This window comes from Dyadobacter sp. BHUBP1, from assembly GCF_050587785.1.
In the GTDB taxonomy this organism is placed as follows: Bacteria; Bacteroidota; Bacteroidia; order Cytophagales; family Spirosomataceae; genus Dyadobacter.
Genome location: NZ_JBOBIH010000003.1, coordinates 640,616 through 667,093, shown reverse-complemented (window position 1 = coordinate 667,093; position 26,478 = coordinate 640,616). Strand labels below are relative to the sequence as shown.

The 26,478-nt window shown below is 50.5% G+C and carries 23 protein-coding genes; 10 read left to right on the top strand and 13 right to left on the bottom strand.

The features are described from left to right. Positions 1 to 56: 56 nt before the first annotated feature. Entirely contained in the window at positions 57 to 2,126 is a 2,070-nt protein-coding gene (locus ACQ4MZ_RS15010; RefSeq protein ID WP_430845886.1) for a M56 family metallopeptidase, read from the bottom strand. A 26-nt stretch (positions 2,127 to 2,152) separates the two neighbouring features. Next, positions 2,153 to 2,518, bottom strand: a complete 366-nt coding sequence (locus ACQ4MZ_RS15005) for a BlaI/MecI/CopY family transcriptional regulator (RefSeq protein WP_291202201.1) — start codon at positions 2,516 to 2,518, stop codon at positions 2,153 to 2,155. Positions 2,519 to 2,618: 100 nt separating this feature from the next. On the opposite strand from ACQ4MZ_RS15005, the gene ACQ4MZ_RS15000 reads away from it, so the two are divergent. The 4 genes from ACQ4MZ_RS15000 (at position 2,619) to ACQ4MZ_RS14985 (ending at position 5,241) form a co-directional block, all read left to right on the top strand. Continuing rightward, positions 2,619 to 2,849 carry a hypothetical protein gene (locus tag ACQ4MZ_RS15000; protein WP_430845885.1) on the top strand — a complete coding sequence of 77 codons (231 nt, stop codon included), beginning with the start codon at positions 2,619 to 2,621 and terminating at the stop codon, positions 2,847 to 2,849. Continuing rightward, the gene (locus ACQ4MZ_RS14995) at positions 2,836 to 3,246 is read left to right on the top strand and encodes a PIN domain-containing protein (protein ID WP_430845884.1); all 411 of its coding nucleotides are present in this window, start codon (positions 2,836 to 2,838) and stop codon (positions 3,244 to 3,246) included. The genes ACQ4MZ_RS15000 and ACQ4MZ_RS14995 overlap by 14 nt, the downstream gene beginning before the upstream one ends. A 108-nt stretch (positions 3,247 to 3,354) precedes the next feature. Beyond that, a complete protein-coding gene (locus ACQ4MZ_RS14990; RefSeq protein WP_430845883.1) occupies positions 3,355 to 4,221 on the top strand; it encodes an oxidoreductase in 867 nt (288 codons plus the stop codon). A gap of 78 nt (positions 4,222 to 4,299) precedes the next feature. Continuing rightward, positions 4,300 to 5,241, top strand: a complete 942-nt coding sequence (locus tag ACQ4MZ_RS14985) for an AraC family transcriptional regulator (RefSeq protein ID WP_430845882.1) — start codon at positions 4,300 to 4,302, stop codon at positions 5,239 to 5,241. Positions 5,242 to 5,293: 52 nt separating this feature from the next. On the opposite strand, the gene ACQ4MZ_RS14980 is transcribed toward ACQ4MZ_RS14985, so the two are convergent. Together ACQ4MZ_RS14980 and ACQ4MZ_RS14975 are read right to left on the bottom strand one after the other, a co-directional pair. Further along, positions 5,294 to 6,301: a sugar phosphate isomerase/epimerase family protein gene (locus ACQ4MZ_RS14980; protein ID WP_430845881.1), complete on the bottom strand. Its 1,008-nt coding sequence runs from the start codon at positions 6,299 to 6,301 to the stop codon at positions 5,294 to 5,296. A 28-nt stretch (positions 6,302 to 6,329) separates the two neighbouring features. Then, entirely contained in the window at positions 6,330 to 7,454 is a 1,125-nt protein-coding gene (locus tag ACQ4MZ_RS14975; protein ID WP_430845880.1) for a redoxin domain-containing protein, read from the bottom strand. Positions 7,455 to 7,950: 496 nt separating this feature from the next. Between ACQ4MZ_RS14975 and ACQ4MZ_RS14970 the strand changes: the two genes are divergently transcribed. The 3 genes from ACQ4MZ_RS14970 (at position 7,951) to ACQ4MZ_RS14960 (ending at position 9,247) form a co-directional block, all read left to right on the top strand. Beyond that, positions 7,951 to 8,373 carry a VOC family protein gene (locus tag ACQ4MZ_RS14970; protein WP_430845879.1) on the top strand — a complete coding sequence of 141 codons (423 nt, stop codon included), beginning with the start codon at positions 7,951 to 7,953 and terminating at the stop codon, positions 8,371 to 8,373. Beyond that, on the top strand, positions 8,363 to 8,947 hold the full coding sequence (locus ACQ4MZ_RS14965; RefSeq protein WP_430845878.1) for a YdeI/OmpD-associated family protein: 585 nt from the start codon (positions 8,363 to 8,365) through the stop codon (positions 8,945 to 8,947). Before ACQ4MZ_RS14970 ends, ACQ4MZ_RS14965 begins: the two co-directional genes overlap by 11 nt. 72 nt (positions 8,948 to 9,019) lie before the next feature. Beyond that, on the top strand, positions 9,020 to 9,247 hold the full coding sequence (locus ACQ4MZ_RS14960) for a hypothetical protein (RefSeq protein WP_223404352.1): 228 nt from the start codon (positions 9,020 to 9,022) through the stop codon (positions 9,245 to 9,247). Positions 9,248 to 9,488: 241 nt separating this feature from the next. Here ACQ4MZ_RS14960 and ACQ4MZ_RS14955 read toward each other — a convergent pair whose 3' ends face one another. Next, the gene (locus ACQ4MZ_RS14955; protein ID WP_430845877.1) at positions 9,489 to 10,916 is read right to left on the bottom strand and encodes a c-type cytochrome; all 1,428 of its coding nucleotides are present in this window, start codon (positions 10,914 to 10,916) and stop codon (positions 9,489 to 9,491) included. Positions 10,917 to 10,928: 12 nt separating this feature from the next. Further along, the gene (locus tag ACQ4MZ_RS14950; RefSeq protein ID WP_430845876.1) at positions 10,929 to 13,346 is read right to left on the bottom strand and encodes a PVC-type heme-binding CxxCH protein; all 2,418 of its coding nucleotides are present in this window, start codon (positions 13,344 to 13,346) and stop codon (positions 10,929 to 10,931) included. Between the two features lie 180 nt (positions 13,347 to 13,526). Between ACQ4MZ_RS14950 and ACQ4MZ_RS14945 the strand changes: the two genes are divergently transcribed. Beyond that, positions 13,527 to 14,414 carry a hypothetical protein gene (locus ACQ4MZ_RS14945; RefSeq protein ID WP_430845875.1) on the top strand — a complete coding sequence of 296 codons (888 nt, stop codon included), beginning with the start codon at positions 13,527 to 13,529 and terminating at the stop codon, positions 14,412 to 14,414. A 171-nt stretch (positions 14,415 to 14,585) separates the two neighbouring features. Here ACQ4MZ_RS14945 and ACQ4MZ_RS14940 read toward each other — a convergent pair whose 3' ends face one another. The 4 genes from ACQ4MZ_RS14940 to ACQ4MZ_RS14925 form a co-directional block, all read right to left on the bottom strand. Continuing rightward, a complete protein-coding gene (locus tag ACQ4MZ_RS14940) occupies positions 14,586 to 15,494 on the bottom strand; it encodes a bestrophin family protein (RefSeq protein WP_430845874.1) in 909 nt (302 codons plus the stop codon). Positions 15,495 to 15,547: 53 nt separating this feature from the next. Next, complete coding sequence (locus ACQ4MZ_RS14935; RefSeq protein ID WP_430845873.1) at positions 15,548 to 16,000, bottom strand: hypothetical protein; 453 nt, start codon at positions 15,998 to 16,000, stop codon at positions 15,548 to 15,550. A 152-nt stretch (positions 16,001 to 16,152) separates the two neighbouring features. Next, positions 16,153 to 17,514, bottom strand: coding sequence for an ATP-binding protein (locus ACQ4MZ_RS14930; RefSeq protein WP_430845872.1), 1,362 nt, complete (start codon positions 17,512 to 17,514; stop codon positions 16,153 to 16,155). Continuing rightward, the gene (locus tag ACQ4MZ_RS14925; protein ID WP_430846412.1) at positions 17,498 to 18,196 is read right to left on the bottom strand and encodes a response regulator transcription factor; all 699 of its coding nucleotides are present in this window, start codon (positions 18,194 to 18,196) and stop codon (positions 17,498 to 17,500) included. The genes ACQ4MZ_RS14930 and ACQ4MZ_RS14925 overlap by 17 nt, the downstream gene beginning before the upstream one ends. 162 nt (positions 18,197 to 18,358) lie before the next feature. Between ACQ4MZ_RS14925 and ACQ4MZ_RS14920 the strand changes: the two genes are divergently transcribed. Further along, a complete protein-coding gene (locus ACQ4MZ_RS14920) occupies positions 18,359 to 22,042 on the top strand; it encodes a BamA/TamA family outer membrane protein (RefSeq protein ID WP_430845871.1) in 3,684 nt (1,227 codons plus the stop codon). Between the two features lie 98 nt (positions 22,043 to 22,140). Here the strand turns inward: ACQ4MZ_RS14920 and ACQ4MZ_RS14915 are convergent, their stop codons facing one another. Together ACQ4MZ_RS14915 and ACQ4MZ_RS14910 are read right to left on the bottom strand one after the other, a co-directional pair. Further along, a complete protein-coding gene (locus tag ACQ4MZ_RS14915; protein WP_430845870.1) occupies positions 22,141 to 23,094 on the bottom strand; it encodes a Fic family protein in 954 nt (317 codons plus the stop codon). Between the two features lie 130 nt (positions 23,095 to 23,224). Continuing rightward, complete coding sequence (locus ACQ4MZ_RS14910) at positions 23,225 to 23,479, bottom strand: hypothetical protein (protein WP_430845869.1); 255 nt, start codon at positions 23,477 to 23,479, stop codon at positions 23,225 to 23,227. 589 nt (positions 23,480 to 24,068) lie between these two features. Between ACQ4MZ_RS14910 and ACQ4MZ_RS14905 the strand changes: the two genes are divergently transcribed. Further along, positions 24,069 to 26,195 (top strand): DNA topoisomerase 3, encoded by a 2,127-nt coding sequence (locus tag ACQ4MZ_RS14905; protein ID WP_430845868.1) that lies wholly within the window; start codon positions 24,069 to 24,071, stop codon positions 26,193 to 26,195. 2 nt (positions 26,196 to 26,197) lie between these two features. Here ACQ4MZ_RS14905 and ACQ4MZ_RS14900 read toward each other — a convergent pair whose 3' ends face one another. After that, entirely contained in the window at positions 26,198 to 26,440 is a 243-nt protein-coding gene (locus ACQ4MZ_RS14900) for a transcriptional regulator (protein ID WP_430845867.1), read from the bottom strand. Positions 26,441 to 26,478: the final 38 nt, after the last annotated feature.

Sequence of the window (26,478 nt, the reverse complement as noted above, 5' to 3'; positions counted from 1 at the left end):
AACTTCCTACTAAACACATCCCGGCAACGGTTATACTGATAATACCCGACGCTGGTCTAACGCGCTCTGGTCGAATAACCGGATCTACCGTTATAGTTGTAATACATAGTCGATTTCTTGTCGCCGCCGTCGTTCAAGTATTTGGCTTTCAGTTTCTGATGCAGTTCTGCGGGTTGCTTTTCACCGTTGACGATCAACTCCTCGTCGCTGAGCTTGAAAGACAGATCGTCCTTATCCTTCACCAACCCCGCACCCGTCAGTTCTTCAATCACCGCTTCTTGCCGTTTCAAATAAACTTCGCGCTGTTTTTCAGCCTCACGCCGCATTTCCTCGGCTTGTTTGCGTTGTCCTTCGGCTTGCACGCGTTGTTCGGCAGCGTGTTCGCGTTGCTTCTCAGCTTCACGGCGCATCAGGTCGGCCTGTTTGCGCATATCTTCGGCAGCTTCGCGCTGCTTTTCAGCTTCCAGTCGCATTTTTGCCGCTTCATCGCGATTCGCATTGGTATTCAACCGCATTTGGTCTGCGTAGTCGCGCTGCTTCTTAGCATCCAGACGCATCTGGTTGGCATATTCCCGTTGCTTCTCCGCTTCCAGGCGCATTACATGTGCCTCTTCGCGTTGCTTCTCGGCTACCCGACGTTGCCCTTCGGCGATCTTACGCATTTCCTGTGCCTCTTCCCGCTGTTTTTCAGCAAGCTCATGCTGTGCTTTCACCTCTGCCATGATCTTGTCGATCTCCGGCTGGTACTTCGCGTAGTCGCTCGCTGCGATTTCCTGATCGTCTACAAAGAGCGAGATAATCTTGTCGTTACGCTTTACGATCTCGTACTGTTTATTGTTACGTGTAACATTATACGTACTGATTCCCTGCTGCGGCGTATACACATTTGCGGCATGTATTTCCGTTCCTTCCGACCGCCGTTTCTTTTTCGGCAGTGTATCCGGTTTCTCAATGAAGGGATTTTGCGCTTCAGGCGAGGGCAGAATCTTGATCTTCCCTGGCAAAAGCTCCTTCCCATTAGGCCGGACTTCTCTCACGAAAGGTGCTTTCCGGGCTGGTGCCGGTTTCTTCGGCGCAGTGGCAGCCGACAGCGCAATCGCCGCCGCCAGGCTGAATGTTACAAACAGTTTTTCCATGGCATTTAGTGATTTATTATTGTTATTGATAATACGTTTGATCCTGTCCAGCAAATGATTGCGTTTTTTGGAAAAAGCCATTTCAAAGGCCGGCCGCGACTGGTTATATTCCTGGAACGAGACAAGCGCATGAATGAACGATGTCTTGTTCTGCATGACGCCGATCGCCAGATCATCGCAGCAATGTTCACGTTCCTCCCGGATCAACCTGGAAATCCACCAGACAGCCGGATTAAAGAAAAAGACGTTTTCACAGAATATCTGCACAAGGTTGATCAGGTAATCGCGGCGGCGGATGTGCGCCAGTTCGTGCAGCAAAATAGCTTCTACCTGCGCAGCCGGTAAGTTAGCCAGCATACCCAGCGGTACAAGCACCACTGGTTTCAAAAAACCAATAACCATCGGTACCGCTACCTGCACCGACTCGCGCAGCTCCACTTCCTGTCCGATCCCCATCCTTTCGGCCAGCTCATAAAACCGCACGATCCATTTCATTTCCGGTGTTGAAACCTGCTGCGCGACCTTTCTCAGGTACAACAAGCCGCTCGCGGCCAGTATCGATTTCAACGCAAAAATCAGGAACCAGACAGTTACGATCAGTTTTGCGTTCGAAGAAAAAAAGTTGACAGCATCCTGTACCCAGCCGTTCTCCGTCACTACTGTTGCCGCTACAATGGTAACGACATTGGCGTCGTCTGAAAACACGGTATCCGTTCTCCAGGGCATTGACTGAGCTACCACCGACGCCGTTTCAATGCCCGTATTTTTCAATGTAAAGACAAACGTCGCAGCGGTTGCCACAACGAAAAGCAGCATCACCAGCGACAGCATATTGTACCGCAATGCAGGCTTGCTCTTACGTGTGCAAAGCAGAATGCCGCCGGCTACGATCGCGGCAATGAGCGCCTGCCACAGCGAATGCATTAGTGTCAGGCAAAGCGCACGGACCCACTCGTGGGCAGTCGGCTGATCAATGATATTCCAATTCATGGCTAACGGATTGAAATGGTTGGTGATTACTGATCCAGTTTTTTCAGGAAATCTTTTATTTCACTGAGTTCCTCGGCAGAGGTATTCTTGTTACCGAAAAGCTGCATAACCAGGCTTGAAGCCGATCCTCGGTACATGGAGTCCACGAAACGCTCCAGCAATGCAGATTTCGTTTTGTCCTCCGGCTCGGCGGGACTGTAAATATGCTTCATACTGCTCTCGTCGCGGATCACGATACCCTTTTCGGCCATGATCTGCATCAGCTTCAAAGTAGAAGAATACTGCACCGCCCGTTTCTCTTCATTGAGTTTGTCATTTACAAACCGTACCGTTGAGGGCCCGTATTCCCAAAGCACTTGCAGTATTTCCAATTCTGATTTTGTAGGTTCCATCCTTTGATTTTTCATTCAACTTTTCAAAGGTAGGAAAAATTTCGTACGAAAAAATTTTTAATAGAAAATTTCTAGATTTGTTAAACAAAATCACACTATCATGTTCACGAAAAACATCACTCCTGAGACTACTTCGGTGACGATCGAGCTTCCTGCTGATTTTATTGGGAAGAATGTAAAGGTTACCGCGATGGTCGAAAAGAAAAAAGATATTGAAAAATTGAATCCAACCGAACGGTTGGAGCTCATTAAAAACACCTACTCAAAGTTTCCTCGCAGAGATCTTTCGAAATTCAAATTTGATCGCAACGAAGCAAATGACTTTGAGTAACGCTTTTCTGGATTCCAATATCATCATTTACCTTATAGATAATCATCAGGAAAAACACGATACAGCCGAAGCGTTGATCGCAAATATTCCGTATGTCAATGCCCAGGTATTGGTGGAAGTGGGTAATGTATGCAAAAGAAAATTGAGCTACACCAAGCATGATATTTGTGAATTGTGGTATCACCTGATGACGCACTGCCAGTTAGCCCAAATCACCGAAAATACCGTGGCCGAAGCCATATATCTCACGCATAAATACGATTTCCAACTCTTCGATGCGATTATTGTGTCGAGCGCGCTAGAAGCCGGTTGCAGAATTTTGTATTCAGAAGATATGCAGCACGAACTTGTAGTCGAAGATTGCCTGACGATCATCAATCCGTTTCTGAGTTGCTGAATTCCCGATCTTTGAAATTCATAATTACCCCTTTGCAACTGCAAAGCGCCCTCCGGAGCTGTCCTGTCATATTTGTATCATCAATCACGAACAAAAATGACAAGCAAAATGAAAACTCCTAAAACATGGTTCATCACCGGAGCATCGAGAGGTTTTGGACTGGAAATTACAAAGGCAGTACTTGCAGCCGGCGACCAGGTGGTGGCCACCGTTAGAAGCAAAGCGAGCGAACTGGCCGCACAGTTTGATAATAATCCGGATTTGCTGGTAGTAACCCTGGACATTACCCAGGAAGAACAAGCCAAAAGAGCGGCTCTGGCAGCTATCGAGCGTTTTGGCAAGATAGATATCCTTCTCAATAATGCAGGTTACGGCTTGCTCAGCGCGGTGGAGGAAGCAACGGCGCAGGAAGTAAGGAATAACTACGAAGCGAATGTGTTTGGTACGCTGAATGTAACCCGGGCAGTGCTGCCTTTGATGCGCAAGCGACGTTCCGGTCATGTGATCAATGTTTCATCCGTCGGCGGACTGAGCGGTTATGTTGGCTGGGGCATTTATGGCTCGACCAAATTCGCCATCGAGGGCATTACCGAAGCGCTCGCTTTGGAACTGGCCCCGCTGGGCATTCACGCAACAGTGGTAGCACCCGGATTTTTCCGTACCGATTTCCTCGATTACTCGTCCCTCACCCGCACCTCCAACGTGATTGCCGATTATGACGATACCGTTGGAGCTATGCGGACTTTCGCGACGGAAGTGAATAAAAAACAGCCGGGAGATCCCAAAAAACTTGCGCAGGCGCTGATCAGGCTCGGTAACGCCGAGAACCCTCCGGTTCATTTGCCATTAGGTACCGACACGCTTGAACGCTTCCGCGCCAAAACGGCCGCATTCGAGAAGGAGATCGCAGCATGGCACGACGTCATCACCGGAACAGACCACGACGATGTGGCCGCACAAAGAGAACTCGTTTAACCACAACCGGCGTTATGGAAATGCTTTGCTGCTGCAAGGCATTTCCCTTTTCCTAAAAAGTCATTCTTCTCCGAACCTATGCCCGATAAAACACTCGATGCGAAAACAATCGATCTGCTCCGCGACTTACCCGAACTCATCCCTGTCATGCGCGATAGTTTTGAAGAATGGACAATCCGCACTTTCAACCGCGAGCAGCACGAATGCCGCAATTACCTCTCGCCAAACCGGCGGGATTTTTATAAAATACTGCTGGTCACCGGTGGTGCGGGCATTTTTACGATGGGTCTGAATACCTATTATATTGATGAGCCCACAATCCTGTTCATCCATCCCAACGACATTATTTCCTGGAAAAACCTCTCATCCGAACGGGAGAATAATCTGTCGGCAGGATATTATAGTCTTTTTAAAAAGTCATTTATCCAGAACCATCCTCAGCTGAAAGCGACAATCGATAAGTTCGGGCTGTTTTCGGAGAAAGCTAAAAGCGTGATCCGCCTCGCTGGCGCGGATGTGGCTGTGCTCACGCGCTTCTTCGCGCGTATGCAGGAGGAGGAGCTATTAGGCGATGCGTTCAACGAAGAAGCAATGGGCGCTTATTTACAATTGCTCATGGTGGAAAGCGCGCGAATCGCCCACTACCCCGAACCAGACAACGTCTCCGAAGAATATGGTCATATTCACCGCTTTTTCGATCTTCTGGAAAATGAAACGGCGCATATCAACATCGAGACACCCATTCGCATTAAGACAGCCAAAGAATTTGCCGAAAGTCTGAGCATTCATCCCAACCATCTGAATGCCCTTTTGAAAAAGCACACAGGACAGAACGTAAGCACGCACATACGCAACCGGTTGTTGGAAGAAACAAAGGTGTTGCTCATACAGACCGACTGGGCATTACAGGATATCGGTTATAGTGTCGGTTTTGCCGAGCAACCCAATTTCAACTTGTTTTTCAAAAAAAACACCGGGCTGACGCCGGCAGAGTTCCGCCGCAACTATCGTGCCTCCTGAAAACAAAACAGGTCGCGAAGCGCATTGCCCACGACCCGTTTTCAAAATTAACTTATGCACCCAGCGCTTTGCGCGCGAATTCAACGCATTTAGCGGTTTCCTTCAATGCATCCGAACCCGCCGGAATCTCATATTCGAGCTCGATCGTCGCAGGAAACTTGTATTTTTTCGCACGCATCATTTCGAGAACTGCGACGATCGGCGTGTCGCCCTGGCCCCACACCACGTTGGCACCGCCGTGTTCTTTGTTTTTGCGGTCCTTAACATGCATACTCACAATGTGATCGTGCTTCGCTTCGAGCAACGGGAACGGATCATAGCCCGCAGCCACATAATGCCCCATATCGAAGTTCATCGCATTGTATTTCGACTGGCTCAAAGCAGTGTCCCACCAGGTCGGGGTTTGCTGGGTGTGGCCATGGTAGCCGCAATAGACCTTGTTTTTAGCGGCAATGTCACCAAGACGTTTCGTCTGCGCGGGATCGTTCGGCAGCTCTACATTCGCCTGGTTAGCACCCAGGGCTTTCGCCGCACGGAACGCGTAATCCACTTCGGCATCGGTGCTGGTCGCATTCAATGCATTGGGTTTGAAACCGTAAATGCTCACGCCCGCGTTGTTATACATTTTGCGAAGCTGTACGAACTTATCCATGGAGACCTTTGCACGCCATTCGGCCATTTTGGTCGCATACTCCTTTTGGATGGCTTTTTGCTCGTCCGTCATTTCAGGCCGTTTGCCATCAGGGCCGGGTGCCAGGTTCGGGCGCGGCGGGGCTTCCGGCGCTCCTGCGAACGACTCGCCAGTAGGGCCCATCAGCTCAATAGCGCTGATATTGGTTTCAATACAGTATTTCAAAATATCCTCGGCGCTGCCAGGCAGGCTCCGCCACGAATAGGTAATGGCCCCTACCTGCACGCCGTTGAACAGCGAATTGGGTTTGCCGAGCTTTTTAATGTAAGCTGGCGCGCCGAAAATAGGCGTACGCGCCATTACGAAACCCGCCGCCGCGAGGGCCGACGTGCCAAGAAAACGGCGTCTTGAAATGTCCAGGTCTTCCATAAAGTCAGGTTGGTTGTTTAAATATGGTTTAGTAGTACCGTCCGACATACTTGTTCTCCACGATCAGCTTCTTCATTTTCGCGGGGTCGATCGGCCCTTGCTGCGAATAGACGATCTTGCCGCCTGGTTCTACAAGTATGGTATACGGTAAAGCGCCCTGCCATTTCGAATCTACCGCTTCGATGAGCTTGTATTTGTCCTCGATATTGAAAATATAATTTTTGTTGGAAGCAAACTTGCCTTGCAGGAATTTCAGCGCCTTGTCTTTTTTATCGGGGTTATCCGCGCTGATCGAGATAAATTCGAAATCCCGGCGGCGGTACATATGGTGCATGGCCATAAAATCCGGGAACTCGGTCACACACGGCCCACACCAGGTTGCCCACACATTAATGAGTCGCAGTTTGTCCGATTTGTTCTGGATCAGCTCTTTCAAACCTGCTTCGTCGATGGTTTCCAGCGTCACCGGCTCTTTCGCCCAGGCCATTTGCTCTTTCTTCACGTTATCCTCCTTGGACGCCCATTTCATCGAGCAGCCGAACGTCTTGGTAGTAGGTACAGGCACCGGTTTTCCGGCCAGCAATGCCTCAATGGCATTTTTCGCGTCCAGGTTTTTGGGCGTGCCCGTAGGCTTCTCCACGTCGTCGATCCGGCCGTTGTACTGCAATTTCCTGGCCTTGTCGAAAATGAAAATATGCGGTGTAGCGACGGGACCGTATGCCAATGCGGTCTTCTGGTCGTCGCCGTCGTAGAGATAAGGGAAATTGTAAGCCATATCCTTCGCCCGGAGCTTCATTTCGTCAAAGGAGTCGCTCAGGTCGGTGTAGCCCAACTCGTCAAGCAGGATCGCCTTCGGGTCATTGGAGGAAATGGCTATTACCGCAACCTTTTTTGCCTTATAATCGGAAGTAAGTTTCTTGATGCGTTCCTCATATGCCTGGGCGGTTGGACAATGGTTGCAGGTAAACACGATTGCCAGAATATCCGCACCTGCAAAGCTTTTGAGTGAATATCGCTTGCCGTCGACGCCTAGTAGGTTAAAATCCGGAGCCTGGGCCCCTATTTTCAAAGTCTCGGGCTGGTCGGCCGCAAACGCCGCCACCGCACTGACGCACAATACAATAACAAAAATCAGTTTCTGAAACGCGCGCATAGTTCTGGTTTTTGGTTGAGTTATGAATTTAAACCAAAAGCGGGCGCGTTACAATAAAATACTGGTTTTGTACTATTGAAATTCAGCTCATTAAAAAGGAAGAAACTGAAGAGCGGGGGAATTTTGGCATTGGAGCAGGAGACCCCGTCGGGGTCGCGCAATGCGGTCGATGTATTTCTTGCTATAAACAGGAAGCCGCTCTGCGGCGGTCTTTGCATTATCGACTCTGCCGGTAAGCATGGACGCCTGATGCCGGAGGCATCCCCTGTTTGTAGAAACCCGTATCAACACATGACAAAAGGCCCCGGCGGGGCCTCCTATCGTTACAATCCATTTTCATACGCCTACTTCCATCTATAATCCACTTAAAAATCCAATTTTCAAACGGTTGAGGTAACCGCAAGTTTTTTGAGACAACTGAAAACCTGCTGACACAGGGCTGTCACAATGGTTACTTAGCTTTGCATCAACTTCAAACCAAAACCCAAAACCAGACATGGCCACAACAACGTCACTCAGAGGATTCGCAACTGTCAATTTCTACGCAGCCGACCTCGATGCCGCGAAAAAATGGTATTCAGAAGTATTTGAAATCCAGCCTTACTTCGAAAAGCCAGGTTATATCGAGTTTCGTGTGGGCGATTACGAACATGAAATGGGCATTATCGATGCCAAATGGGCACCTCCTAATGCCGCAGGGACGCCTGCCGCAGGGACGCCTGGCGGAGCGATCATTTACTGGCATGTCGATGATGTAGAAGGAGCTTATAACAGATTGCTGGATTTGGGGGCCACTACTTATCAGCCGGTTATTACGCGAGGCGAAGGATTTGTGACGGCTTCCGTAGTCGATCCGTTCGGCAACATTCTAGGCGTGATGTACAATAAGCATTATCTGTCAATTGCAAATGGAAACTAAAAACGGAATTGAGGCCATCACCGCGCCAGGTAGCGAAGAATGGCGCGCCTGGCTGGCAAAAAATGGCACAAAAAAGGACGCTGTATTTCTGATTATTTACCATAAAGACAGCCCCACCCCCAGTATCGGCTATAAAGATTCCATCGAGCACGCATTGTGCTACGGCTGGATTGACAGCAAGGCCATCAAGCGCGACGCGGAAAGCTTCTATCTCACATTCACGAAACGTAACCCGAAAAGCAAGTGGAGCATCGTGAACAAAGAACGCGCCGCCCGGATGACCAATGCGGGCCTGATGCGTCCCGAAGGCCAGGCGATGATCGACCTTGCAAAGGAAACGGGTGCCTGGGACGCCCTCGAAACCGCTGGCAATGCGGTGATCCCCGACGACTTGCAGCAGGCTTTCGACGCTAATCAGAAGGCATTCGAAAACTTCGCCAGATTCGCCCCTTCTTCCAAAAGGCTGATCCTGGAATGGATATTGAATGCAAAAAGGCCTGAAACACGCGAAAAACGCATTACGCAGTCGGTGGAAATGGCTGCACGTAACGAACGCGCGAATCACCCGCGCTGAAACTTTTTTCGCCTTTGATACCTTTGCTAGCATGAATGCCCGCATTCATTGACCATGCAAACTGATATCAACATGTCCGCCCCACAACTAACCGGCCTGCAAAAACGCGCTTCGAAATACCTCAATAAAGCAATCTCCTACCAACTCCGGCCGGGCGAAGTCATTGAAGGCTATTTCTCGGGCTTTGATCCCAACTCCATCGACCGGGCGGTGATCCAGATGTCGAACGCAGCGGATAAAACCACGTTACCGCTGATGACGGTGCTGAATTATTTTGAAGGTGTTGAGGATGAGGAATAGACCGCAAAATTTGCAAACCGAATGCAAATCATGAAAAAGGTGCAGCGCACCGCAAGACTTGTAGACCGAATGCAAATCACGACAATGCAAAGGTGCAGCGCACCGTAACAAAAGCGTTATAGGCTAACAAAAATTCGCCATCGCATTTCTGACCGGCCGGAAGCCTGCGAATAGGCGGCACGAAGCCAGAGCTTCGCGCCATTGTTACCTTGAATAATTTCTATTGATGCCTACGTCCACCCTACTTTCCTCCATTGCTCTTGCTCCATGGCACTTGCGCCGTACTTCGCAAATACGCGATCAACTCGGTCACCTCTTTATCGGAAAGGTTATCCAGCAGCCCGGTCGGCATCATCGATGATGGCGTTACCTCGCGGGTTTGAATGTCGGATTTGTTGATCAAAACAGCGTCTTGCCCGACTATGCGCAACGTAAGCTGCCGGTCGGTTTCTTTGGCGACGTTGCCTACGTACGTACGCCCGTCGCGCGTGGTGATGACGACCATTTTGTAGTCGTCCTGAATTTCGCCACTGGGGTCGAGGATATTACCCAGGAGGTAGTCGAGGTTGGCCCGATTGGAGCCCGTGAGCTCCGGACCGATGATGCCGCCTTCGCCATAAAGTTTGTGGCAAGGAGCACAGGTGCGTTGAAATACCAGGCGGCCCTGGGTTTTGCTGGCTTCGGCTACTGCCTTGTCGGTAAGAAGCGTACGATATTTTTTATAGGTCTTTTCATCGAATGCGACGTGGTCGATAGGCCCCCATACTTCCACAAAACCGCTTCCGACCACTCGCCGGAGCTGGCGGGCGACGTAGATCGGTACGTCCTTTTTAGGAATTACATTCTTCGAAATGGCCTGCGTAAGGAGCCAGCCTGATTTCGGGCGGGAGGCAAGCGTCTGTACGGCTTCTGATTTTTCCTGCGTATTGAATTTCGGATAGGCCTCGATAAGCTGCCTGGCCAATGGCTCGCTATCGTATCCGGCCACCGCACGGATCGCGTCGAGACGCAATGCATTGTCGTTCAACAGTGCGGGAAGTTCAGCTGCGAGCTCGGGGCGCTGGCGCGCGGCGAGGGATTGGAGGGCCTTTTTGCGCTCTGCCAATGCGGCGGATTTATTTTTTAATGTCGCTAAGGCAGTTTTCGCAGATTCGGTGTCGCCAAAATGACGGCCGAGGTCTGCGGCAAGCCGGGCAGTGGGTTTGTCTGCCTGCTTCAATTTGGCGTAAACGGCGTTCCAGTTTTCAGGCGTTTTAATGTCGGTCCGGCCCTCGAGACCGTCCCGCATACCCGTCAGGATATCCACCCTGTTCGACGTCGATTTACCGGCGGTTGCCACCAGCGTATTGATTTGGTCTGCATCTACCAATCTCCTGGCTATAAACTGGGTTACCATCGGAACCTTACTCCCCGCGGCCAGTTCCAACGCTTTGGCGGCATTGTCCTTTACCAACGGCTCGATCCCAAACCAGACCATCTTCGGGAGATTATGGTCCTGCGCATCCTCTGCGTGCGTAAGCAAGCCTTTGGCAATAGCCCATTTTGCATTAGAATCCAGTCGTTGCAGGGCCGAGGCCAGGTAGAGCCTCACCACAGGCGACGGATCACTTACCGCCATTTGCGCAAACTGGCCGGTAACGTCCGTTCCCGGTTGCGCATCTTCGCACAAGAACTGGATCGCCTAGGCCCGCACGTGGGCATCCGCATCAGACAGCGCCTGTTTCAATACTGCACTACTCAGGTTATCAGTCACTTTCAACGCCCACATGGCACGAAGGCGGTTGTCGGCGTTGTCTTTGGATTGATATAATGCATTCAGTTTTGCCACCGCATCTTGCGAAATCTTGCCTGTCGCGGCCCGACTTTGCAAAATCACGCGGGCGCGGCGGGCATGCCACTCACTTTTGCTTGTTTGCAATGCGGCGAGCTCTGCATCTGAAAGTTTGTTGAGATCGTCGTAGCGCCCTTTCCAGTTTTCGGCGAGGGAGTTTTTGGGCATAACCCTGTAAATCCGTCCGGTTTCGGAGTTGAGCACATCCGAACCGCAAATGTCGGCGTCATGCCAGTCGAGGATGTACATGCCTCCCTCGGGCCCTATTTCCATGCTGAAACCGACCCATTGCGCATTGTTGGCCATCAGGAAATCGTCGCTATGCTTGCCCGAAAAGCCCGAACCTTTGGGCACGAGTTGATCTGAAAGAATACCGTGTTCGTGGATGTTAGCCATGAATATCTTGCCGCGCTCCGAAGACGGGAATGCATCGGAAAGGTAAATACGCGCCCCGCCATGCGCCGACCGGTGGCTATGATCGGCGATAGTCTTGATATCGTTGTACACATAAGGATTGAAATGCTGCCCGCCCTGCCGGTGGTAAATGCCGCCCGGCACCACATGCCACAAATGCGGGATCACACAGGCGGTGATAAACAGCTGGCCTTTTGCATCATAGTCAATGCCCCAGGGATTGCTGAAACCGTGAGCCACCACTTCAAATTTACGCTTCGTAGGATGGTACCGCCACACGCCGCCATTGATATCGACACCGTCCTCCACCTCGATATTCTCGGGAAAGGCATCGTTATGCCGGTACAATTTACCTTTTCCAACCGGCTTGCCCACTTTGGAAGGTGTTGCGAAGCCTTGCAAACCGTAAAGCCAGCCATCCGGCCCCCAATGGAAGCTATTGAGCGTTTCGTGGCGATCACGAATACCCCAGCCGGTCAGGCGGACTTCGATATCATCCACATCTGCCTTGTCGTCTCCGTTTTTATCGGGTACAAAAAGCAGGTTGGGCGGCGCTCCGACGAACACCCCGCCAAAACCGACCGCCAGTGCAGCCGGAAACGCAATGCCTTCCATAAATACCTTCCTGCTATCGGCCACGCCATCGTGATCAGTGTCTTCCAGGATCAGAATGCGGCTGGTACCGGCGTTGGAAAAGCCTTTGCCGCGCGATTCGTAGTCTTTGTTCTCGGCAATCCACATCCGGCCGCGGTCGTCCCAGCAGAATGCCATCGGCTGGGTCATCATCGGCTCGGAAGCAAATGCATTGACCTGATAACCGTCCTTGACCGTCATAGCCGCCACCGCTTCCTGCGCGCTTAGAAATTTGGCCTCCCTTCCCTCTTTCTGGGCCAATGCCCATAGGGCCGTGGTATTATACTGCCCCGTATTACCGATGAACTCGCCGAAAGTTTTATTCAGTTCAACATCCTTAAAATCACCCGTGTAAACGACCAGTTCATGCTTGATGGTCTCGGTTTCTCCTTTTTTAATATGCCAATCACCTTTACGCGCGCGTGCAGGTCCTGCGCCCAGCTGCCCGTCCACACGCCAGGTGTTCGGATAGCCTTTGTTGGATGGATGGTCCAGAATCGCAATGTGCGCCAAATCACTACGGCCTTCTACCTGCATACCGATATCCACCCACATGGCGGCCTGTCCTTCTGCTTTTTCGTTCTTTTGGCGGGCCGCATTCATCACCGCACCTTTGATGCCCTCTTTCCACGGCATACGCACAAAAAGGCCGCCGTAGTCATATTTGCCGATCGTTACGTCGGTTTTGGCCTCGCCGCTCCATTCCAGGTCCAGAAGATACTTCCCGTCTTTCACCCGCATCGACCAGTTTTGTGTCTCGGTCAACACGGCTGTGCCGGTGGAATCGAGCAGGTCGTAGACGGTTTGCCATTTCACTTCCGTACCTTTTGCCTTGATTACGCCGGCCGATACTTTTTTCCAATAACCATCGCTTGGGTGGTGGAAGTAGTCACGGCCATTCACGCGGGTGTAACCCCAGTAAATGCCTGTCTGATGCTTATGGTGCCCCGGACTATACTCAGTTAGAGCGCCTTTGCCGTCGGGAGCAACGAGTGGGTGCAGGTAAGGCCGAAAATCGGGTTTTGCATTCTGTGTTAATATTGGTTTGGTGTCGTTGCCCCTGAAAATACTGATTGTTTCGCCCTTGGCATCCTGTACAGCACGCAGTGGCGTGTCGGCAGAATGAGGCGCCACATATTCCATTGCGGGCCGGTTAAAATCATCTTCAAATGCAAATAATACAAAAGCAAATAACAGCGGTAGCAACCTGAGCAAGTTCATGAGCAGAAGTCCTGGGTTTAGGATTAAATACGGATGCAGTATGACCATCCCGATATGCCGACATAAGTAAAAAGCCCCCCGGAATTACTCAATATTTCATGTTCCTGCTTGTTTACTTCAATTTGATTCAAAGAAAATGCCTAACTTGAGGGTAACACAACACCCATCAACAGCCGCGCCATGACATCCTTGAAACTCTTCATCCTCTTCATTACGATCACCATGATGCATAATCACGGGATCATTTACCGCACCAGTTCGAAACGTTCGACACTGCGGCCGCGGGAGACAATGGAAGATCGCATTAAACCCAAACCCGCAAACATGCTCGGCACCTGGCGCATTTCCGGCGTGAGTATCACCGAGCGTGGAATCGTTCAGCCCGACGGGCAACCGTTGAGACAATTCGAGGCGGGTGATAAACACAGTATGTTGATCTCGTTCTTCCCAGACAGTACTTTCACCAGAGTGGGGACGGCAGGCGAATACACCGCCGGGAGATGGGATTTTGATACGACTGCCCACACCATTTTCCTTACCTTTAACCGTAAGACGGAGGAAATAGGCGTATTCTTTTCCTACACCGGCAATGGAATGCGATTGATCAACTTCGAATATTCGCCCAACGAAAGCGTTTCGCTGATCGAATACGGTCACAAGCTGCTGCGCTTCCAGGATGATCCTTATTTTGAAAAAAACAACTGGTGGCGTGTCAAACCCGCGAAATCGGAAAGTGACGGTCAAATCCGCGCCAGACTGCTCAACTATCTGGCCCATACGGCATCGATCCTCAGCAGCGCGCAGGTCCGCGAGCAGGATTATATTTCCATGGAGTTTTCCCAGGGCATTGTGAAGCTTTATAATGTGGGAGTCGGAATAGTAAAAAAAGACAAAATCCCGGCTACCTGGCTGGGCTCATTCTACTCGGTCGAAGAGGCGCACAAGGCCTATGATATGTTTGAGGATTATCTCTTTACAGCCAAACACAAGAAATACCAGAGCGGCAACTGGGTGCGCGATGATCATCACATCCTTGTCGACATTCACAATGGCATGAAACAAAAATAGCAGCGGCGCCTCGGCGCCGCTGGCACGAAGCTCCTGCTTCGTGCATACCATTCGCAGGCCTCCGGCCGGTCGATACCGCGGCCGTTTGATACCGTTTGACGATCGCTTTTCGGTGCTGACCGGCCGGAGGCCTGCGAATAGTGGGTGCGAAGCCTGAGCTTCGCACCATCCTTACAAAATATAGAACTTCTCGGGCTGGAATGCCTGCGGCACGTGCTTGTCCCGCATCATCTGCTTCAAATCACGCTCGATATTCCGCGAGATAGACAGCACAGGCGTATCGGTCGGCTTGTTCTCGAACGGATCCTGCAAATGGATCGCCATTTTTTCGATCAGGAAGAAACACGCGGTAATCACTACCAGAACCGGTACCATGAGGAAACCGAACAGCTGCACGAGCCCGAACGGCAACAGAAGGATGAAGAAGTGTAATGCCAAATGAATGTAAAGGCTGTAAGTCGACGGAAACACCGTGTTCTTGATCCGCTCCGACTTACCCATATGGTCGCACAAGCGCGTAAGCGTCTGATCGAGCTCTACTTGTTGATACGGATTCAACCAGCCTTGTTTCAATGCATTATTCAAATCACGTGCGTGCAACTGCACGAGCCCGACGTGCTTGTTATCGAAGTCTTTGAGGTATTCCAATTCTTCCTCCGACACAAACTTGCTGATCATCGGCATCGGGTCGTCGCGCCGAAGCCCCTTGCCCAAAGCATAACACCAGGCGATCTGGCGTTTGATCATCCGTTTTTTGAAACCATCGATCCTATCCGGATCCAACGGGTCCTCCATTAATGACAGTATCTGGCGCGCAAACGTACGGGAGTCGTTCACGATAGCTCCCCATACGATCCGGGCCTCCCACCAGCGGTCATAAGCCTGGTTGGAGCGAAATGCAAGCAGCAGCGAAATAATCGTCCCGAGCACACTGTGCACCGTCATCGGGATCGAAATATTAGTAATATGGAAATTCTGGTAAATGATCTCGATCGCAATACCGTAGATCGTCACGAACAGGATTTCGTATTTGATTTTACCAAAAATATAGCCTATGGGAATATTCTTTTTGAGAAGCATAATTCACTGATATTTACCTTTTTCACAATCTCAATAGTCAAAACAAGAGTACCTTACCGGTAGCTGTCGGCGAGCGACGTAGCCCGCACCATATCGGCGTTGATCATCGTGTAGCCCGTCTTTTTCAGCACCGGCAGTGCGTCCAGACTGCTCCGGGTCAGCTTGGGAATGCCATATTGCCCGGAATAAGCGATGTAATCGGTTTCGTGGTATTCAAGAAAATTTTTCAGGAGCGCGAGCTTGTTACCGTAGAAGAAATCGATCTTAATACTGGTCAATTCCGGATAGGTATCTTTGAGTATTCTGCACTCCTGCCAGAACTCCTCCGGAACGAGTTCATATTCTTTTTCGCGGTATGTGGAAAAGAGCAGGTCCTGGATGTCGTCGGCCACGTGGAAAAGGTGCGTGAAGACTACTCGCACCTCGTCGCGGATATCTCTCACAATGGCTTCAGCGATTTGAATGCCTTCATTTGTAAAGTCCGTTGGTATCACCACTGTTCTCATATAAATGCCGTCTGTTAAGTTAACAATGCGTTGATAATCAATCAACAATGCAATGTTACAGCGGAGACATTAGCCCTGTTTAAGAGCTGCATTATAATATAGTGAGAGACTTATTAGAATGAAGTAAGAATATTAAAATGAGATAAGAACACTCAAAAGTACTTGAAAGGCAGGTAGGTGGTGAAGCGTGTCCCTTCTCCCACCCTGCTCTGTACGTCGGCCTTACCCTGGTGCATCCGTATGATATTGTGGGTCAGCGGCAAACCAATCCCGTAACCTTTGTACCGGGCCGTGTTGGAGGCCCTGAAAAACGGTACGAATATCTGCCCTATCTCTCGGTCGGGAATACCAATGCCCTGATCGGTGATCTCGACGATCACATATTTAGCGTCAGCGCTGATCTTAATCGTCACCGGCTTATTGTCGGAATATTTGCAGCTGTTGAGCACAATATTGGAAAAAGCAGCTTTCAGTAATGCCAGGTTTCCGTTCACAGTAAGCTTTCGCTCATCGTCGGGCAAGTTATCGAAATCAATGGACACCTGGTTTTCCGGGATAATGCGATCGGCAGCTTCTTTCACCGAAAGGATCAGTTCGTCGATCCGCACCTCTTCCCATTGCTCTTTCTTTCCGTCAAAACCGGTTTGAGCGAGACTGAGCATGCTGTTGGTCAGGTGTTCGAGCTTTTCGACTTCTTTATAAATATTCAAAAACGATTCCTTTGCCGCATCGGGCAGGCCCGGCATTGACATACCCAGCTCGGCCTCCCCGCTCACGACTGTCAACGGCGTCCGGAACTCGTGGGACGCGTTGCTGACGAAGTTGTTCTGCATTTCAAAAGTTACTTCCAGCCTGTCGAGCATATCGTTGAAAGTCCTCGAAAGCGCCTCCACATCGTCGTCGGTAGGCTCCACCACGAGCCGTTGATGCAAGTTATGGGCATTAATACCCTTCACATTGCGGATAATGCGGCGGATCGGCTTGAAGATTTCGTTGGAAAACAGCTTCCCGAATGTGAACACAAAAACCATCGCAATGAAAAAACCGATCAGCAGCAGGTTTTTCAGGTTATTCATTTCCTGCATGCCGTAAGTGTCGAGCGCCGACGACACCACCATTATATCCCGATTATCCCGCGCAACACGAAGCACCACATAAGAAGTGTCGTGGTTGAAAAACCTGACCGGAATATCGTGTTGAGCAGGTTCATAAAACGACGACGGCAATGCAAGCCGTTTTTTGGTCGCTTCGTCGGGCTGCCCAGGCAAGATGCGGTGTTTTTCGTACGGCAGACTACCCAGATGCCGCTCCTTGATATCGTAATAGATGGATGAGAGAGATTTGTTATCCTGCAAAGCCGCATGCCCCACGATATCCGACCGCACTTCGAGACGGTGGAAAAAGCTTGTAGCAATATTTTCAGAAGCAAAAAAATAGACAAATACGCTCAACGCCAGGATAATACCAGCAGATAATGCGGTAAAAATCAGTGCGATCTTATTTTGAATCTTCATACGACTGACGAATCACATATCCCATCCCAAACACAGTGTGTATCAGCTTAATATCATGATTTTTATCTATTTTTTTCCGGAGATAATTGATATACACATCCACGACATTCGTCCCCAGATTGAAATTGATATCCCACACATTTTCCAGGATTTCCATTCTATTCAGTACACGGTTGGTATTTGAAAGGAGGTATTCCAGAAGGCGGAATTCCGTGGCTGTCAGTTCGATCGGCTGCCCTCCGCGTTTAACCGTCTTCGTTACTTTGTCGAGCACGAGGTCGCCCAACGTTAATATTTTGTCGTTTTTCTCCTTTTCCGGTTCCTTACCGCGGCGAATAAGCGTCCGAAGCCGCGCTTCCAGTTCAGCTAATTTGAAAGGCTTGGTCATGTAGTCGTCTGCTCCCGCGTCGAGGCCCGATACGATGTTTTCAGTCGTACCAAGCGCAGTCAGCATCAGGATCGGCGTGGTAACCTGTGCCTGGCGCGCACGGCGGCAGACCTCCATGCCGTTAATGATCGGGATCATCAGATCTAGAATAATCACGTCGAACTGGTGCTGTAACGCCATTTGCAGCCCCGATTGCCCGTCCATGGCGATTGTGATCTCATGGCCGTTGGCGGTAAGGCTGCGCTGGATCAGGGATATCACGTTAGGCTCATCTTCAATGAGCAAAAGCTTCATGGGTAACTTGGAAAACGGCATTGCAATTGAGGTTTTAAAGTGTAAGGTATAAAAAAACCGCTTGGCAATACATTTTTCCAACATTTCCGTGCTTGCTACCATTTCAATCCGCGGGGATTACTGTTAAATTGTCAATCTTTTCACACGCAACGTTCCCATACCTTGGCTACACTTCTACCATGCACTCCTAACGGACTCAAAATCTGCGCGAAATGCCTCGCCGCATCCGTCCTGTTTATCCTTTTGGCTGCCTGCAGTCTGTATGCTGCAGATTTCAAAGTGATACTCACAGGCAACACAGCCGACTTTGAAAATCCCGCCGACATTTTTCCGATTGTCGAAAACTACCTCGCTACCAAACCGGGCCCATTGCTTTGGGTATTTAACGGAGATTCCTTTCCCGAGCAAATGACCATCGAACAGGTCGCTGAATGGAAAAGAAAGGCCAATGCCCTACTCGACCGCAACCCGGAGCTCCATATGCTCCTCAACCAGGGCGACCGCGAATGGCTCAATTCCGGCAAGGAAGGCTGGCAACGGATCACTGCGTTGGACAAAGCGCTCGACCGCGAAAAACACCAGCGTTTTCAAGTATTTCTGGGCCATGGCTGCCCTGGCCCGTGGACGGTTTCTTTCCCCATGCTCGAAGTAGTGGTGATCAACTCCCAATGGTGGAACCACCCGCATGATAAACCCAAACCCTCCTCCGACGCTTGCACCATCGCCGACACCGACAATTTCGTAGAAGAACTGGAAGGTATTCTTGATGAGACGACCGATAAAAACGTGCTTGTGCTCTCCCACTTCCCCATTGAGTCGCTGGGAAATTATGGCGGGCGATTTTCGGCAGCATCCTATTTCTCCCCTCCGCTGATAGGCAACGCATTGGTAGGCTTCCGGCAGAACATCGGTACCAGCCGCGACATTTCGAATGCCAACCTGGGCCTGTATCGTTACAAAGTGAATGGCGTATTGCAGGATTACAGCTCGGTGATCCTTGCCTCCGGACACGAACGAAACCAGTCGGTTGTACAAAAGGATAAGAATTTTTTCATTAACAGCGGCGGAATCGCCGGAGGCTCATTCATCGCGCATAGCAGCAAGGCCGCGTTAGCGTCATCATCAGCGGGTTTTGTAGAAATAACCTATTCTTCAAATGGCTATGTGAGCTATCAGCACTGGTCGGTGAGCGGAACTCAGGTGTCGAAAAAGGAAACTGGTCCGATATTCGCATCGGCATGTGAAAATGCTGGCAAAGGAATTACTAACACGCTTTTCCAGCCCTGTAACCCGGTAATCAAGCCTTCCGACAAAATGGACACGCCGCGACCCGAGCCAACCACCGTGGCGGCGGGCAGTGAATACGCCAGCAGGCGTTTCAAGGAAAAATGGTTTGGGAAACATTACCGCGACTCCTGGACCGTGCCTGTTAAAGTCCCGTATCTCGACATGGACACGACCTTCGGTGGGCTGGTCATAGCCGGAAAAGGCGGCGGCCGGCAAACGACCTCCCTGAAACTCGTGGCGGGTAATGGAAAGGAATATGTCTTCCGCTCGGTAGACAAAGATCCTTTCCGCGCGCTCGCCTACGAGCTGCGCGGGACGGTCGTCTCGCAGGTACTCAAAGACCAGACCTCCACCCAGCAGCCCTATGGCGCCATGGCTGTGGCGCCGCTGCTCGACAAGATCGGGATCCTGCACGCCAGTCCCGAACTGTTTGTTCTACCGAAAGACAACAAATTGGGCGCATTCAAAGCGCAGTATGGCAACCTTTTCGGTATGCTGGAAGAGCGGCCGACTGATAAAATTTCAAAATCGAAGGTCTTTGGAGGAGCCAAAGACATTGAAAAGAGCTTCAAGCTGTTCAACAAGCTCTACCATGATCATGACAACCACGTAGACAAAGCCGAATTCGCCCGGGCGCGGATGTTCGACCTTTGGATCGGCGATTGGAGCAAGCACGAAGACAACTGGAAATGGGCGGGTTACAAAACCGCCGACGGGGAGCTCTATCGCCCTATCCCCCGCGACCGCGACCATGCATTCTCCCGCTGGGACGGGATCATCCCCTGGCTCGCCGACCGCGAATGGGGTATGCCTAACGGCGAGAACTTCGCCGAACGCATTCACGGCCTCCGCAGCCTTATGTGGCAGGCCCGCCACCTCGACCGCTTCCTGGGCAGCGAGCTGACCAAATCGGATTGGATAAAAGCTGCCGGAGAAATCCGGAATGCCATTCAAGAGCAGGACATCGCCGCCGCTGTGCACAACATGCCCTCCGAGATTTATGAAAAAGACGGACGCGAAATCGAGCGAAAACTGAAAGTACGCATCGGCGACCTGCAAAAGTATGCCGCCGAATATTACGCATTACTGGCGAGGGAAGTGGACGTGGTTGGCTCCAATAAAGCAGAATATTTCAAGGTAATGCGTGAAAAGAACGGACAGGTAACGGTAACTGTCTACGATGTTTTCAAACAAAGCCGACAAGCCGATACTTCCAAAACCTACTATCACCGCGTTTTCGATCCGGCAGAAACCCGTGAAATCAGGCTGAACGGGCTGGGTGGCGATGATGTTTTCGATATTCAGGGAAAATCCGATCGATCGATTCTCGTGCGCATTATCAGCGGGAGCGGCGAGGATTACATTGCGGACAGGTCCGATGTAAGCAAAGGGCCCCAACAAACCCTCATTTATGAAAAAGATCCCAATCCACTCCATGAGCTCGGCACGGAAGCACGTGAGGTGAAGCCAGTCGACGAGCGCTACTACGAATACGACCGCAACGCATTCAAATACAACACCTATCTACCCATTGCATTACTTACCTACAACCCGTTCGTGGGTTTCGCCGTCCACGGCGGCGTCACATTCACCCGCCAACGTTTCGGCAAGCCCGACTTCGCCGCGAAACATTCGCTCAGCGCGTCGGTGAGTGTGAAGGGGAATTATGAGTTCAGCTATAACAACCAGTTCCGGCAGTTGGTGGGCCAATGGGACGGCATTTCGCAGGTGACACTTTCCAGGCCGCTCAATTACAACTTTTTCTTCGGAGTGGGTAACGATACGCCCAAAAGCAACGAGCTGCCTTCCAATTACTACCGCACCCAGTATAACTCGTTCGCGGTATCGGCCGGTTTGCTCCGCCAATTCTGGAAACAGAGCAAAATCGAAGTTACCGGAAGCTATGAGCTCGCCGAGGGCATTCTAAGAAACAACAGCTACCTCGCCGACCACCCGGATATTTTCGGTGTAGAGCAATTGCATTTGATCTTCGCCAAAGGTATTCTCAACCTCGACTTCCGAGACCGTGCCGCATTACCCGAACGCGGCTTCCGCTTACAGCTGACCCAGCAGGCCGGCCATGTTTCGCAATCCCGCAACGACCTGGCCTCGATATCGGAACTTGAAATCGAGCAATATCTGTCCAACCACAGCAAAAACCCGCTCACCCTGGGCCTCCGCCTGGGCGGCGGCATCGCGAAAGGCCAGCTGCCATTTTACAAACTATTCTCGCTGGGCCAGCTTAACGACCTCCGCGGTTTCAAACGCAACCGCTTCACCGGGGAATCGAAGGGTTTCCTCAACACCGAACTGCGCTGGCAGCTTACCGAAACCCGGAACACCTTTGTCCCACTAAAAATGGGTGTGCGGGCATTTTATGATGTGGGAAGAGTCTGGGCAAAAAACGACCCCGGCGGCGCCAACTACTGGCACCAGGGCTACGGCGGCGGATTTTACATCACGCCCTTCCGCGAGCAATTTGCGTTCAATATCAGCGCAGGGACCTCGAAAGAAGAATCGCTCTTGCTGATGATCTCCATCGGAAGCTTTTTCAAGTAGAACAGAGCGCAGCACCAGCCTATGCAGCAAAAGGATATCGATACACAAGCTGGGTCGAACCTCCCGGTTCGGCCCCACCATTTCAAGGCCTCTGGCCGCTAACGTTTCCGCTTTCTATTCTCGACATAATCCTTTACCGCCTCTCGCGTAGTATACCAAACATTTCCCTCCTTGTAAGCGTCGATCTTCCCCTGGCGCGCCAGCAGGCTCACATACTCCTGCCCATAAGGCACTTCCGGCTCCTCCACAATGCGTACGATCGGCTCATATTCATACTCATACCCCGGCAAAGCACTCAAGTAGATATTCAGACTGCGCTCCAATGCCTGCGTCATCAAAACGCACAGCTTCTGGTACGACCCCTTGTTGGCCTGATTCAGGGCCTCATAGTATTTCTTCCTGTCATTTTTAAGAATAATCGCCGGGGGAAACCCAGCGCGCATCAGCAAGAGGTTCATCGCCAGCCGCACCGTCCGCCCGTTTCCGTCGAAAAACGGATGTATCCAAACCAGCCGATGATGGAAAACCGTCGCCAGCAAAATATCATTCAGGCCCATCGGGTTCTCATTCGTAAACTCAATCAACTGATCGAGCAGATCCGGCACCTTCCGCGCATTAGGCGGCGTAAAGTTCGCCCCCACGATGCGCACGCCTCCATCGCGTATGCGCCCGGCAAAATCATCCTCGACGGACCGCATCACCAGCTCATGCAGCGAAAGGATATCGATACCCCGCATAGCATAATCCGGGCTCACCAGGCTATACAGGTATTGGATCGCCTTTTCATGGTTATGCACTTCAAAATGCTCCCGAAGTGACTTTCCTTTAATGGTAATACCCTCTTGCAACACCAGTTGTGTTTCTCTTAAACTAAGCGTATTGCCTTCAATGCTGTTACTATTATAAGTCCATTCCAAGGCCAATCCTTCCCGGATTTTCGCCAAAGCGGAAGAAGGAATAGGGCGACTGCTTTTAATCCGGTCGCGTTTCTCGTACAACCTGTCAAACACGGGCTGTATGTCGAGTATATCGGTGAGTTCTGGCTCAAACATAGCGCTAATATCGGAATTTTTCTTTTTTTATCCTATCCGATATTAAGTACCCCGCAAAAAAAGGGAGAAAAGCTTCTCCCTTTTTAAAACCATCAATCAATCTTAACCGAACCCAATGAGGTTCAATCACTTACTTCGTAGTTACACTTTTCAATTGGAGGCCTACGATAGCGGCTTTCTGAGCAGCGCTATAATTGGTGTCAGGCGTATTTTTCACTTTTTGCGGTGCAGGGCTATCCAGAACTGGTGCCGCAGCAGGCAATGTGTTGTTAACAACTGCTACTTTGGTTTTTTCTTCAATTGTATATGTAGAATTGTTGTTGGCATAAGCTGCGCTAGTGATTGCTACCAAAGCAACGGCTAGCATATTTTTTGCATTTTTCATTGTTAATAGTGTTTTATGTTTTCCTTGTGTTCTCAATCGTATTTCGAGTACAAATATAATACAATATTCTGAAAACAAACGTTCAATGCACTTGACAACAGAATAGTACAACGCCTGCTACATGCAAAAATGCCCGTTAGCAAAACAAAAATTATATAACTATTCAAAGATTCGAAATCTGAAAGTTATCAAATTGTCACTTTTTGACCCTTATAAGATTTTGCACCGCCGAACGCCTATGTTACCTTATTGTTAAGCGCCATTAAACACTTCCATTTTATTCTAAATCAACCGTCCAAAACCAAATTATATTTGGAGTGGATTCTACCAATACCCGAAATCACCGAAGAATTGCCGCACAGAAACCTAAAACCGCGAATTTTTTTTGAAAAATTTTTGAAAAATTTTTCTCCGGATTGATTATTCGGTAAAAATTGGCCCTTTACAAGCCTTTTGACAGGTCGGCAGGGAGGTAAATCGAGCCGGCGGCGGCGGGAAGTCTGGACAAAAATGACCATCTTTGCACCCCCTCAACGGGAACGACAACAGACACGCCGGTCATACAGAAAGCGACCGTGGAAAGGAACCTATGAAAGTTTGCATTGCGGAAAAACCCAGCGTAGCCAAAGATATTGCAGCAGTGATCGGCGCCAGCCAGCGCCGCGACGGCTATTACGAGGGTAACGGCTATCAGGTAACCTGGACTTTCGGCCATTTCTGTACATTAAAAGAACCGCACGACTACACCGAACGCTGGAAATCATGGCGGCTGGAAGACCTGCCGATGATCCCTTCCAGTTTCGGGATCAAGCTGATAGACAATGAAGGCGCTATGCGGCAGTTCGGCGTAATCGAAAACCTGGTTCGCAATTGCGAAGAGGTGATCAACTGTGGTGATGCCGGCCAGGAAGGCGAGCTGATCCAGCGCTGGGTGCTGCTGAAAGCGAAATGTACAGTGCCAGTCAAGCGGCTGTGGATTTCATCGCTCACCGAACAGGCTATCCGCGAGGGTTTCGAGAAACTCCGTGAAGGCAGCCAGTATGACAACCTGTACGCAGCTGGCAGCGCACGCGCAATCGGCGACTGGCTGCTCGGCATGAATGCCACCCGGCTTTTTACCAAGAAATTCGGCGGCGGAAAGGCAGTACTGTCCATCGGACGCGTACAGACGCCTACCCTCGCGCTGATCGTCCAGCGGCAAAAGGAAATCGATGCATTTGTTTCGGAAGAATACTGGGAGCTAAAAACCGTCTACCGCGAAACGGAGTTTACCGCGACCATCGACCGCATTAAGAACGTCGAAAAAGCCAACAAAGGCCTCGCCTATCTGCAACAGCACGATTTTGAAGTAACCGCATTTGAAAAAAAGGAAGGCAAGGAGGGCAATCCGAGGCTTTTCGACCTCACCTCTTTGCAAGTTGAGGCCAATAAAAAATACGGCTATTCGGCGGAGGATACTTTAAAACACATTCAAAACCTCTACGAGAAGAAGTTCGTTACTTACCCCCGGGTTGATACCACCTATCTTTCCGAAGACCTGCACCCGAAAGTCGAAGGCATCCTGCGCGAGCTGACCTATTACAGCCAGTTCACAGCGCCGCTGCTAGCCAATTTGCCGATCCCCAAATCGAAAAATGTCTTCGACGACAAGAAGGTAACCGATCACCACGCCATTATCCCAACCGGCGTTCTTCCTGTGCATATCGGTCAGGATGAAAAGCGCATTTACGACCTGATCACCAGACGGTTTATCGCTGTTTTTTACCCCGAATGTAAAGTATCCAACACCACCGTGCTGGGAATGGTAGGGCAGGTAGAATTTAAAGCCACGGGCAAGCAAATCCTCGAACTGGGCTGGCGGGAATTGTACGTGAACGACAATGCCGTTAAAAAAGAGACCGAAGAGGAAAAAGTAATGCCGATTTTCGAAGTAGGCGAGCGCGGCCCGCACGAACCGCGCGTGCACCAGGGCAAAACTTCCCCGCCCAAAGCCTACACTGAGGCAACGTTGCTACGCGCCATGGAAACCGCAGGAAAACAGGTCGAAGACGAGGAAATGCGGGAATTGATGAAGGACAACGGCATAGGTCGCCCGTCGACACGCGCCAATATCATCGAGACGCTTTTTAAGCGTAAATACATCGAGAAAAAAAAGAAGAATGTATATGCCACGCAAACCGGTATTGACCTGATCGATACCATCCAAAACGAACTGCTCAAAAGCGCCGAGCTCACCGGACATTGGGAACGTAAACTCCGCCTGATCGAAAAAGGCGAATACGCGATGGACACTTTCAAACAGGAGCTGATTGAAATGGTGGTGAAGCTTACGCACGAAGTCAAAAATGAGCGTGCGCGGTCCATTACCATCATTGAGGAAACGCCGCTGGTCGCCGAGAAAGAGGAGAAACCCAAAAAGGAGCGCAAGCCGCGCGAACCCAAAGAAGAGGTTTCGATTGAAACCCTGCATTGCCCCAAATGCAAGGAACACCTTTTAAAGAAGGGCAAAACAGCCTACGGGTGCAGCAATTTCCAGGCTTGCGGCTTTAAGATACCTTTTGAGTTTTTGGGCAAGAAACTAACCGATAAGCACATTTTCGAGCTGCTCAGCAAAGGCAAAACCGCCAAAATCAAAGGCCTCCAGATTCCCGGCAGTGCCGAACCAATCGACGCACGGCTGGTAATGAATGGCGACTTCAATTTTGAAGTCGGGTAGCGCTACATGGGGCTATTGGTTGTTTCTACATAGGGTAAGTGAAAAGTAATACCCGAAATCTGGCATAGCGCCAGAAATTCCGATAATGTGGGCATTGACCCCTTATTCAGTATCCGGTCCGACGATTTTCGTGGGATACCTGCCTCTTCAAGCGCGTCGGTCAGGTTGATCCCTTTCACTTTGACAATTTCCTTGATATCGTCGACCAATTCCCTGGCACGGGCTTCAAATACTGTCGTTTCCATTTGTTGATGATGTTTGGTTTTAGTCTGAAAAGAACAAA

Coding starts and splice junctions, on each gene's coding strand:
- ACQ4MZ_RS14975 (WP_430845880.1), bottom strand. CDS start 7,454: ATGCGCGCGTTTCAGAAACTGATTTTTGTTATTGTATTGTGCGTCAGT.
- ACQ4MZ_RS14995 (WP_430845884.1), top strand. CDS start 2,836: ATGACTTTGAGTAACGCTTTTCTGGATTCCAATATCATCATTTACCTT.
- ACQ4MZ_RS15005 (WP_291202201.1), bottom strand. CDS start 2,518: ATGGAACCTACAAAATCAGAATTGGAAATACTGCAAGTGCTTTGGGAA.
- ACQ4MZ_RS14970 (WP_430845879.1), top strand. CDS start 7,951: ATGGCCACAACAACGTCACTCAGAGGATTCGCAACTGTCAATTTCTAC.
- ACQ4MZ_RS15000 (WP_430845885.1), top strand. CDS start 2,619: ATGTTCACGAAAAACATCACTCCTGAGACTACTTCGGTGACGATCGAG.
- ACQ4MZ_RS14990 (WP_430845883.1), top strand. CDS start 3,355: ATGAAAACTCCTAAAACATGGTTCATCACCGGAGCATCGAGAGGTTTT.
- ACQ4MZ_RS14905 (WP_430845868.1), top strand. CDS start 24,069: ATGAAAGTTTGCATTGCGGAAAAACCCAGCGTAGCCAAAGATATTGCA.
- ACQ4MZ_RS14915 (WP_430845870.1), bottom strand. CDS start 23,094: ATGTTTGAGCCAGAACTCACCGATATACTCGACATACAGCCCGTGTTT.
- ACQ4MZ_RS14950 (WP_430845876.1), bottom strand. CDS start 13,346: ATGAACTTGCTCAGGTTGCTACCGCTGTTATTTGCTTTTGTATTATTT.
- ACQ4MZ_RS14985 (WP_430845882.1), top strand. CDS start 4,300: ATGCCCGATAAAACACTCGATGCGAAAACAATCGATCTGCTCCGCGAC.
- ACQ4MZ_RS14925 (WP_430846412.1), bottom strand. CDS start 18,196: ATGAAGCTTTTGCTCATTGAAGATGAGCCTAACGTGATATCCCTGATC.
- ACQ4MZ_RS14940 (WP_430845874.1), bottom strand. CDS start 15,494: ATGCTTCTCAAAAAGAATATTCCCATAGGCTATATTTTTGGTAAAATC.
- ACQ4MZ_RS14935 (WP_430845873.1), bottom strand. CDS start 16,000: ATGAGAACAGTGGTGATACCAACGGACTTTACAAATGAAGGCATTCAA.
- ACQ4MZ_RS14945 (WP_430845875.1), top strand. CDS start 13,527: ATGACATCCTTGAAACTCTTCATCCTCTTCATTACGATCACCATGATG.
- ACQ4MZ_RS15010 (WP_430845886.1), bottom strand. CDS start 2,126: ATGAATTGGAATATCATTGATCAGCCGACTGCCCACGAGTGGGTCCGT.
- ACQ4MZ_RS14980 (WP_430845881.1), bottom strand. CDS start 6,301: ATGGAAGACCTGGACATTTCAAGACGCCGTTTTCTTGGCACGTCGGCC.
- ACQ4MZ_RS14910 (WP_430845869.1), bottom strand. CDS start 23,479: ATGAAAAATGCAAAAAATATGCTAGCCGTTGCTTTGGTAGCAATCACT.
- ACQ4MZ_RS14900 (WP_430845867.1), bottom strand. CDS start 26,440: ATGGAAACGACAGTATTTGAAGCCCGTGCCAGGGAATTGGTCGACGAT.
- ACQ4MZ_RS14930 (WP_430845872.1), bottom strand. CDS start 17,514: ATGAAGATTCAAAATAAGATCGCACTGATTTTTACCGCATTATCTGCT.
- ACQ4MZ_RS14960 (WP_223404352.1), top strand. CDS start 9,020: ATGTCCGCCCCACAACTAACCGGCCTGCAAAAACGCGCTTCGAAATAC.
- ACQ4MZ_RS14965 (WP_430845878.1), top strand. CDS start 8,363: ATGGAAACTAAAAACGGAATTGAGGCCATCACCGCGCCAGGTAGCGAA.